The organism is Shewanella sp. 11B5, from assembly GCF_002836795.1.
Taxonomy (GTDB): Bacteria; Pseudomonadota; Gammaproteobacteria; order Enterobacterales; family Shewanellaceae; genus Shewanella; species Shewanella frigidimarina.
This window is the reverse complement of the sequence record NZ_PJAP01000346.1, coordinates 1-8,717: the sequence shown is the minus strand read 5'-3', so window position 1 is coordinate 8,717 and position 8,717 is coordinate 1. Positions and strand designations below refer to the sequence as shown.

The window sequence follows — 8,717 nt, the reverse complement described above, 5'->3', positions numbered from 1 at the left end:
TAAAACACAGTTAACAATTTAAATACAATTGATCACAAAATGTATCAAAAATTAATTTTCAATATTTTAAATAAAATCGATTATTTGTCGTAAAAAACATCAGAATGACATTTCAATATTACTGAGTATTTATTCAGAAAAGTAAGTTGTTAGCATTTTTATAGACTAAATCTATTCAAAACAGCCTTAATATCGGGCCTGAGAAGTCCTGTTTATTAGACGGCAAAAAAGCCTGTTTGGTGATATTTCGTATAAGATTAGGAACTTTCTGACGGAGTACAGATATCTTATTTAACACTATATCAACACACCAATTCGCAACATTATTGTTAATAAAATGTAGTGTTTTTAGTCAACGCAATATGATGAAATGGTCTATTTAAGCTCGAAGAAGTCGTTATCAAACAAACAAACAAACAAACAAAGTGCTCAATATCTGACGAGCGAACACAAAAAAGGAGCCGAAGCTCCTTTTTTATCAACTTACAGCACCATTAACGAGTGCGTGGGCACACTTCGTCAGCGCTGAAGAAGTAAGCAATTTCACGTGCTGCTGATTCAACTGCATCAGAACCGTGAACTGCATTTTCGTCGATGCTTGCAGCATAGTCAGCACGTAATGTGCCACGAGCAGCTTCAGCTGGGTTAGTTGCACCCATGATTTCACGGTTAGCTAGAACAGCGTTTTCGCCTTCTAACACTTGAACCATTACTGGACCAGAAGTCATGAAAGAAACTAAAGCACCAAAGAAAGGACGTGCGCTATGTTCAGCGTAGAAACCTTCAGCTTGTTCTTTAGATAGTTGTACCATTTTAGAAGCAATGATCTTAAGACCAGCTGATTCAAAACGGTTGTAAATAGCGCCAATGTGGTTTTTAGCAACTGCATCTGGCTTGATAATAGAAAATGTGCGTTCGATCGCCATAACTAGCTTCCTTAATGTGAGCAAGTTTAAAAAATTCGCGCGGATTATACGTAATTTAGCCATATATTCCTAGCCTTATCCGCTTTTACGGTGATATTTCATCACTAAATTGAGTCATTTTTATTAACATGACCCAATTTATGCTCTATTGCTAATCGCTAACTCTTATTGTGCTGACTTGATGAACTTGTTGGCATTCTTTTCCATAAAACAAATAATGGCATCAGCAACGTCTTTTTGGGTCGCTTTTTCAATACCTTCTAAACCAGGAGAGGAATTAACTTCCATCACAACCGGACCATGATTAGAACGTAATAAATCAACTCCAGCAATATTTAACCCCATTGTCTTTGCTGCGCGAAGCGCGACTGATCGCTCCTCAGGAGTTAATTTAACCAAAGTAGCACTGCCGCCACGATGTAAGTTAGAGCGAAACTCACCTGGCTTTGCTTGGCGCTTCATTGCAGCAATCACTTTATCGCCCAGCACAAAACAGCGAATATCAGCGCCTTGTGCTTCAGCAATATATTCTTGCACCATAATATTGGCTTTGAGTCCCATAAAGGCCTCAAGCACGCTCTCTGCAGCTTTGCGGGTTTCAGCTAATACCACGCCAATGCCCTGAGTACCTTCTAACAATTTAACCACTAAAGGTGCACCACCAACCATATCAATCAAATCAGGTATATCACTGGGTTTATTGGCAAAACCAGTGATAGGTAGCCCAATTCCTTGACGAGATAACAGCTGCATTGAACGCAATTTGTCTCGTGAACGCGCAATTCCAATTGAACCATTAACCGCATATACGCCCATCATTTCAAATTGACGTAATACTGCAGAACCATAAAAGGTCACTGAAGCACCAATACGAGGGATAACAGCATCAAAATGACCCAGATCTTTACCCGCCATATGAATGCTAGGTTTAGTCATATTGATATTCATATAGCACTTTAATGGATTAATAACTTTGACTTCATGTCCTCTAGCTAATGCAGCTTCAACTAAGCGTTTAGTAGAATATAATTGCGGGCCTTGAGACAGTATTGCGATGCGCACAGAGTGCTCCAAAATTGGAATTTTCGCGCATCATACGCTGAGTTTATTTAAAATCAATGACTGGAATGACCACAGATAAAAAAAGAGCCAATCTATCAAGATTGACTCTTTTTTTTGTGATCAATTACCCGCTATAAATGGGATGATTGATGCGCTATTCGCTCAGCAAAAACTAACCTTCGCTGACCATATTAACGGTGTATTTAGGGATGTCGATAATCATATCGCAATCTACAACTTTAGCCTGGCAAGATAAACGACTTTCAGGCTCTAAGCCCCATGCTTTATCTAGCATGTCGTCTTCTAACTCATCGCTTTCTTCAAGCTGTTCAAAACCTTCACGCACAATGACATGGCATGTAGTACAAGCACATGACTTTTCGCACGCATGTTCAATATGAATACCGTTACGCAGTGCAACGTTTAAAATGGTCTCACCCACTTCTGCTTCAAGTACTGCGCCGTCTGGACAAAGTTCTTGATGGGGTAAAAATACTAACTGTGGCATCATTTCACCTATATGTTGTCGACCGACTGCCCTTTTAGCGCCGCTCTAATAGAATTATCCATACGTCTTGATGCAAAATCTTGGGTTTTATCATCAAGATTTGCAATCGCTTTTTCAATGGCATCAATATTATCTTGTTGTGCTACGGCATCAAGTTGGGCAATAGCCACAACTAACTCTTCGCGTTCTTGCTCATCCAGAAGCGCAGCATCTTTAGCCAAAGCTGCATTAAGTGATTCTATCACCCGCGCCGCTTCAACTTTTTGTTCAGCCAGCATACGACGAGTAATGTCATCTTTCGCATACTTCATCGAATCTTTTAACATGGTGGCAATTTCAGTATCCGATAAACCAAATGACGGTTTAACCTGAATTGATGTATTAACCCCAGTGGATTTTTCCATCGCAGTAACACTAAGCAAACCATCAGCATCCACTTGGAATGTCACTCGAATATGCGCTGCACCTGCCGCTAGAGGTGGAATACCGTGTAAGGTAAAACGAGCCAACGAGCGACAATCTTCAACAAGCTCTCGTTCGCCCTGCACCACATGGAATGCCATGGCCGTTTGACCATCTTTAAATGTGGTAAACTCTTGTGCGCGTGCAACAGGAATAGTGGTATTACGCGTAACCACTTTTTCAACCAAGCCACCCATGGTTTCAACGCCAAGCGATAATGGAATCACATCTAACAGTAACAAATCGGATTCAGGTTTATTACCAACAAGAATGTCAGCTTGAATCGCTGCACCAATGGCGACAACACGATCAGGATCGATTGATGTCAATGGTGTCTTTTTGAAAAAAGTTTCAACTTGTTCACGCACCAATGGTACGCGGGTTGAACCACCGACCATCACAGTTTCAATAACGTCATCCACACTCACGCCGGCATCACGTAAAGTACGACGACAACTGCCGATGGTTTTTTTCACCAATGCGCCAATTAACTCGTTAAATAAGCTTTTATCAACAGTGCAAGTTAATGTTTTATCAGCCATGACGACAGAAGCTTCAACGCTGTCATTGTCAGTCAACGCTTCTTTAACTCGGCGAGCTTCAATGAGTAATTGACGTGCTAATTGACTGCCTGGTTCTGTTATCTGCCATGCCTGTTGTAAATGGCTCACGAGTAAGTGATCAAAATCATCACCACCCAATGCAGAATCACCACCAGTGGCTAATACTTCAAATACGCCACGGTTTAATCGTAAAACCGAGATATCGAAAGTACCGCCGCCTAAGTCGTAAATGGCAATGACACCTTCTTGCTTTGAATCTAATCCATAAGCAATGGCTGCTGCAGTGGGTTCGTTCAATAAACGTAATACTTTAACACCCAATAACTCAGCAGCATCTTTGGTACCTTGACGTTGTGCATCATCAAAATACGCAGGCACAGTAATCACCACGCCCGCTAATTCGCCACCTAGTGTGGTTTCAGCTCGCGCAATTAAAGGTTTTAAAATTTCGGCTGACACTTGAATAGGATTCACTTGTCCCATAGGCGTAGTGAACACCGGTAAGCCGTTTTCACTTGCGTGTAATTCATAGGGTAAACGATGAACACCAGACTGGATATCAGTAAGGCTACGTCCCATAAAACGCTTGACTGAAACGATGGTATTTTGTGGATCTAAAGCAGATTTGTCTTGAGCTTCATAGCCCACTAACACATTGGTTTCACCATAATGCACTACAGACGGCAACGAATGACGACCTTGTTCATCAGGTAAAGTTAATGCTTGAGCACTTCTTACCGCAGCAACAAGTGAGTTGGTGGTACCAAGATCAATCCCAACCGCAAGACGATGCTGGTGCGGTGCGGCGCTTTGGCCAGGTTCTGCAATTTGCAACAGTGCCATAGTGTTCCAACTTGTTGTGTTATCGATTAGCCAAGCTAATCATAAATAATAAGGTTTAGAATTTAGGGCTATTTAATCGAGCAAGCCATCTTCAATACGGGCTAACTCATCATGTAATTTTGCCATAAACTTTAACTTACGAATTTGATCTGCCGCTAATAAAGCATCTGCACTTTCATCACTAATCAATAGCGTCGCCAGTTTAGTCAGTAATGTTGACTCAAACTCACCAAACGACTCATACAGTTCATCAATTGATGACTGTGGATCACTATTGTGTTGGATATCTTCAAGTGCTTCACGCCACTCCATTTGCTGCATCAAAAATGCACCATCTTTCAATGTTGTGGTTTCGTGACTTAATTCAATTCCACGCAAGCTCAACATGTGTTCAGCACGGCGTAGGGGATTTTTTAATGTTTGATAACCATCATTAACTTGTGCAGTTCGCTGAACTGATAGCAGCTTTTGTTGCTCGGTATCATTAGCGAATTTATCGGGATGAACCGCCCGTTGCAGTTCGCGGTAGCGCTCTGCAAGTAAGGCGGTGTCGATATCAAAGGCAGGTACTACATTAAACAGATCGAAATAATTCATGGGCAGATATCATGCTTACTGTTTGATATAAAACGGCTTAATTAGGTGAACAATGATTAAACGGTGAAACTTTCACCACAACCACATTCACCCTTTGCGTTAGGATTATTGAACTGAAAACCTTCGTTTAGGCCTTCTTTGACAAAATCAAGTTCAATACCTTGCAAATAAATGAAGCTTTTGGCATCGATGATGATATTTACACCTTCGATATTATAAAGTTCATCATCGTCATTGAGCTCGTCAACGAACTCAATGACGTATGCCATTCCTGAACAACCTGATGTTCTCAACCCAAGGCGCAAGCCGAGGCCTTTCCCGCGATTAGCAAGAAACGATCTAACTCGATCAGCCGCAGCGGGGGTCATTGAAATTGCCATCTTAACTCCAGGTATTACTTAGCTTGTCTGCTTTTATACTCTTCAATTGCTGCTTTAATGGCATCTTCAGCCAAAATTGAGCAATGAATTTTAACCGGCGGCAATGCTAACTCTTCGGCGATGTCTGCATTTTTAATCGTTGCAGCTTCATCAACACTTTTGCCTTTTACCCATTCTGTTACTAATGAGCTAGATGCAATTGCGCTACCACAACCATAGGTTTTGAATTTTGCATCTTCAATAATACCGTCGGCATTAATTTTAAGTTGCAACTTCATTACATCACCACAAGCTGGTGCACCAACCATACCAGTGACTACTGATGGGTCGTTCTTATCAAATGAACCTACGTTACGTGGGTTTTCATAATGATCGATTACTTTTTCGCTATAAGCCATGATACTGCTCCAAAATCTGTGTCGTTATCAGTTTACGATTTAATGGTATTACACTCATTTAACAAGATTAAATTAGTGATGTGCCCATTGAACTTGCTCTAAATCGATACCATCTTTGAACATCTCCCATAATGGAGACATTTCACGTAACTTATCGATAGATTCAGTTATCGTTTTGATAGCGTGGTCAATTTCTTCATCGGTCGTAAAGCGACCAATAGAGAAACGAATCGAGCTATGTGCCATTTCATCATTTAAACCCAAGGCACGTAATACGTAGCTCGGCTCTAAACTTGCTGAAGTACAGGCTGAACCTGAAGAAACCGCTAAGTCTTTCAAGGCCATCATTAACGACTCGCCTTCAACAAAGTTGAAGCTAACGTTAAAAATACCACTGTAGCGTTGTTCCATATCACCATTGATATAGGTTTCTTCTATGTGTTTAATACCGTTCCACAACTTATCGCGTAGATGAGTAATGCGCGCGCTATCAGCAGCCATGTCTTGTTTAGCAACAGCAGCTGCCTCACCTAAACCGACGATTTGATGTGTTGCTAACGTGCCACTGCGCATACCGCGTTCGTGTCCACCACCGTGCATTTGCGATTCAAGACGAATACGTGGCTTACGGCGAACATATAATGCGCCGATACCTTTTGGTCCATACATTTTATGGCCAGAAATCGAAATCAAATCAACTTTGGTGGTTTGAACGTCAATTGGTATTTTGCCAGCACTTTGTGCCGCATCCATGTGGAAAAAGATGCCTTTTGAACGACATAATTCACCAATTGCGTTGATATCATGGATGACACCAATTTCATTGTTTACGTGCATAATGCTGACTAAAATAGTGTCATCACGCATCGCCGCTTCTAAACGTTCCATTGGGATAATGCCATTAGCATCAGGAACAAGGTAAGTAACTTCATAACCTTCACGCTCTAACTGGCGGCAAGTGTCTAAAGTTGCCTTATGCTCAGTTTTGCTGGTGATAATATGCTTACCCTTTTTATGATAAAAATGGGCAATACCTTTAATCGCAAGGTTACTTGATTCTGTTGCACCTGAAGTGAAGACAATTTCACGGTGATCAGCATTAATTAAATCGGCAACTTGATTACGGGCGACATCAACCGCCTCTTCTGCTTGCCAACCATAACGATGTGAACGCGATGCTGGGTTACCAAACACGCCGTCCATTGTCATGTGTTGCATCATTTTTTCTGCGACACGCGGATCTACAGGGGTTGTTGCGGCATAATCTAAATAGATAGGAAGCTTCATAACACACTCCGTACTTAGCAGTCTCAGATGAGGCTACATACAACGTACAAATAATAATTATATTCAATCAACATAGCCGAGTTACAAACTCACTCTATGTTCCTTTTGTATTTCATCTTGTTTTAACGAGATAAATCTTACGTCTCGCTTTTGCATCAAACCTGCAAGAGAAATACCATCTAAAAAATCTGAAATTTGTTTACTTAAGTCACCCCATAAAGAATGGGTTAGGCAACGAGTACCGCTTTGGCAGTTACCTTTTCCTTGACAACGAGTGGCGTCTACAGATTCATCAACAGCATGCACGACCATGCCAACTGAGATATCGACGGCTTCTAAACCTAAACGATAACCACCACCGGGTCCGCGGACACTCGACACTAAACCATGTTTACGTAACTTAGCGAAGAGCTGTTCAAGATAAGACAAAGAGATACCTTGTCTTTCAGAAATATCGGCTAAAGGTACAGGACCAGTAGCAGAGTGAATCGCAACATCCAGCATAGCTGTCACTGCATAGCGACCTTTTGATGTAAGTTTCATAACTTGTACTGCTCCCAAAAAGTATGCAGTAATTTCAACATACCCTAGTAATTTAGTCAAGTATTAATCCTACCAAAACACTCGGGTATTATGGCATTGCTTATAACAAAAAGGTCCATGTTTTCGCAGGGCGTATTTAACCTTTTTATCTTGTAAGATTCAATGCCGACAAGGAAATTAATCGCATTATCGGTCATTTCTTTGACTTGAATCTACAATGACTTACAGATTGTTAAATACTCGGGTCGAACTTATCAATGTCATGTTTACGATTAGTGGCAGCTTCTCGAGAAGCCTCATCGAATGCATCAACGGTTAACTCTGGTAATTTTTTAGTACAGACTTCTCCACCCATTTGTTGGATGGCATTACACAATTCTTGTACTTTAGAATCCATCAAATGCATGTGGTCAAGCATTTGCCCAATCGCATTAGCAACAGGGTCTGGATTGTCTGGTGACACCGCGTACGCATCAAAGCCGTACTTTTTGGCCATTTCGGTGCGACGTTCAGTTTTTTCTTTTGATTGGTTGGTCGGCGAAGCCACTACACGTCCAGGAATCCCCACGACAGTATGATCGCTTGCGACATCTTTAACGACCACAGAATTAGAACCAACACGAGCACCATCATGCATAGTGATCGGCCCAAGTACTTTGGCCCCGGCGCCAATAACCACATTATTACCTAAGGTAGGATGACGTTTGCCTGGCTGCCAGGTGGTCCCGCCCAAAGTAACGCTATGATAAAGAGTGCAATCATCACCGATTTCGGCGGTTTCACCAATAACGACACCCATACCATGGTCAATAAAGAAACGTCGACCAATCGTCGCGCCAGGATGAATTTCAACACCGGTTAACCAACGTGAAAATGTTGATAAACAACGCGCTGTAAATCGCCAGTTAGCGAGCCACAGTTTATGACTAATACGGTGGATCCAAATCGCGTGCATACCGGGATAATTAAATATTATCTCTAAGGTACTGTTTGCGGCAGGATCTCGATGATAAATCGATTCAATGTCTTCTTTTAGCCTATCGATGACGCCCATGGTATGTTCCTTTACTGCTTAATCTTGTTTATCCATTTTCTTATCAATGGAAGTCAAAATACCACGAAGAATATTCATCTCTGGTGCTTCAATA

At 41.5% G+C, this 8,717-nt stretch carries 10 protein-coding genes; all 10 read right to left on the bottom strand.

The features are described from left to right. Positions 1-494: 494 nt before the first annotated feature. The 10 genes from ndk to cysE all read right to left on the bottom strand — a co-directional run bounded on the left by ndk (position 495) and on the right by cysE (position 8,623). Positions 495-926 carry a nucleoside-diphosphate kinase gene (gene ndk, locus CXF78_RS07405; RefSeq protein ID WP_041413046.1) on the bottom strand — a complete coding sequence of 144 codons (432 nt, stop codon included), beginning with the start codon at positions 924-926 and terminating at the stop codon, positions 495-497. Positions 927-1,091: 165 nt separating this feature from the next. Next, complete coding sequence (rimK, locus tag CXF78_RS07400) at positions 1,092-1,988, bottom strand: 30S ribosomal protein S6--L-glutamate ligase (protein WP_102036407.1); 897 nt, start codon at positions 1,986-1,988, stop codon at positions 1,092-1,094. Positions 1,989-2,160: 172 nt separating this feature from the next. Further along, on the bottom strand, positions 2,161-2,496 hold the full coding sequence (gene fdx, locus CXF78_RS07395; RefSeq protein WP_011637873.1) for an ISC system 2Fe-2S type ferredoxin: 336 nt from the start codon (positions 2,494-2,496) through the stop codon (positions 2,161-2,163). Positions 2,497-2,504: 8 nt separating this feature from the next. After that, the gene (gene hscA, locus CXF78_RS07390) at positions 2,505-4,364 is read right to left on the bottom strand and encodes a Fe-S protein assembly chaperone HscA (protein ID WP_102036406.1); all 1,860 of its coding nucleotides are present in this window, start codon (positions 4,362-4,364) and stop codon (positions 2,505-2,507) included. A gap of 72 nt (positions 4,365-4,436) precedes the next feature. Further along, on the bottom strand, positions 4,437-4,961 hold the full coding sequence (hscB, locus tag CXF78_RS07385) for a co-chaperone HscB (protein ID WP_011637875.1): 525 nt from the start codon (positions 4,959-4,961) through the stop codon (positions 4,437-4,439). A gap of 56 nt (positions 4,962-5,017) precedes the next feature. Continuing rightward, a complete protein-coding gene (gene iscA, locus CXF78_RS07380) occupies positions 5,018-5,341 on the bottom strand; it encodes an iron-sulfur cluster assembly protein IscA (RefSeq protein WP_102036405.1) in 324 nt (107 codons plus the stop codon). A gap of 14 nt (positions 5,342-5,355) precedes the next feature. Continuing rightward, the gene (gene iscU, locus CXF78_RS07375) at positions 5,356-5,739 is read right to left on the bottom strand and encodes a Fe-S cluster assembly scaffold IscU (protein ID WP_011637877.1); all 384 of its coding nucleotides are present in this window, start codon (positions 5,737-5,739) and stop codon (positions 5,356-5,358) included. Between the two features lie 72 nt (positions 5,740-5,811). Continuing rightward, positions 5,812-7,026 (bottom strand): IscS subfamily cysteine desulfurase, encoded by a 1,215-nt coding sequence (locus CXF78_RS07370; RefSeq protein ID WP_011637878.1) that lies wholly within the window; start codon positions 7,024-7,026, stop codon positions 5,812-5,814. An 81-nt stretch (positions 7,027-7,107) separates the two neighbouring features. Then, positions 7,108-7,569 (bottom strand): Fe-S cluster assembly transcriptional regulator IscR, encoded by a 462-nt coding sequence (gene iscR, locus CXF78_RS07365; protein WP_011637879.1) that lies wholly within the window; start codon positions 7,567-7,569, stop codon positions 7,108-7,110. Positions 7,570-7,801: 232 nt separating this feature from the next. Beyond that, on the bottom strand, positions 7,802-8,623 hold the full coding sequence (gene cysE, locus CXF78_RS07360) for a serine O-acetyltransferase (RefSeq protein ID WP_011637880.1): 822 nt from the start codon (positions 8,621-8,623) through the stop codon (positions 7,802-7,804). Positions 8,624-8,717 lie beyond the last annotated feature (94 nt).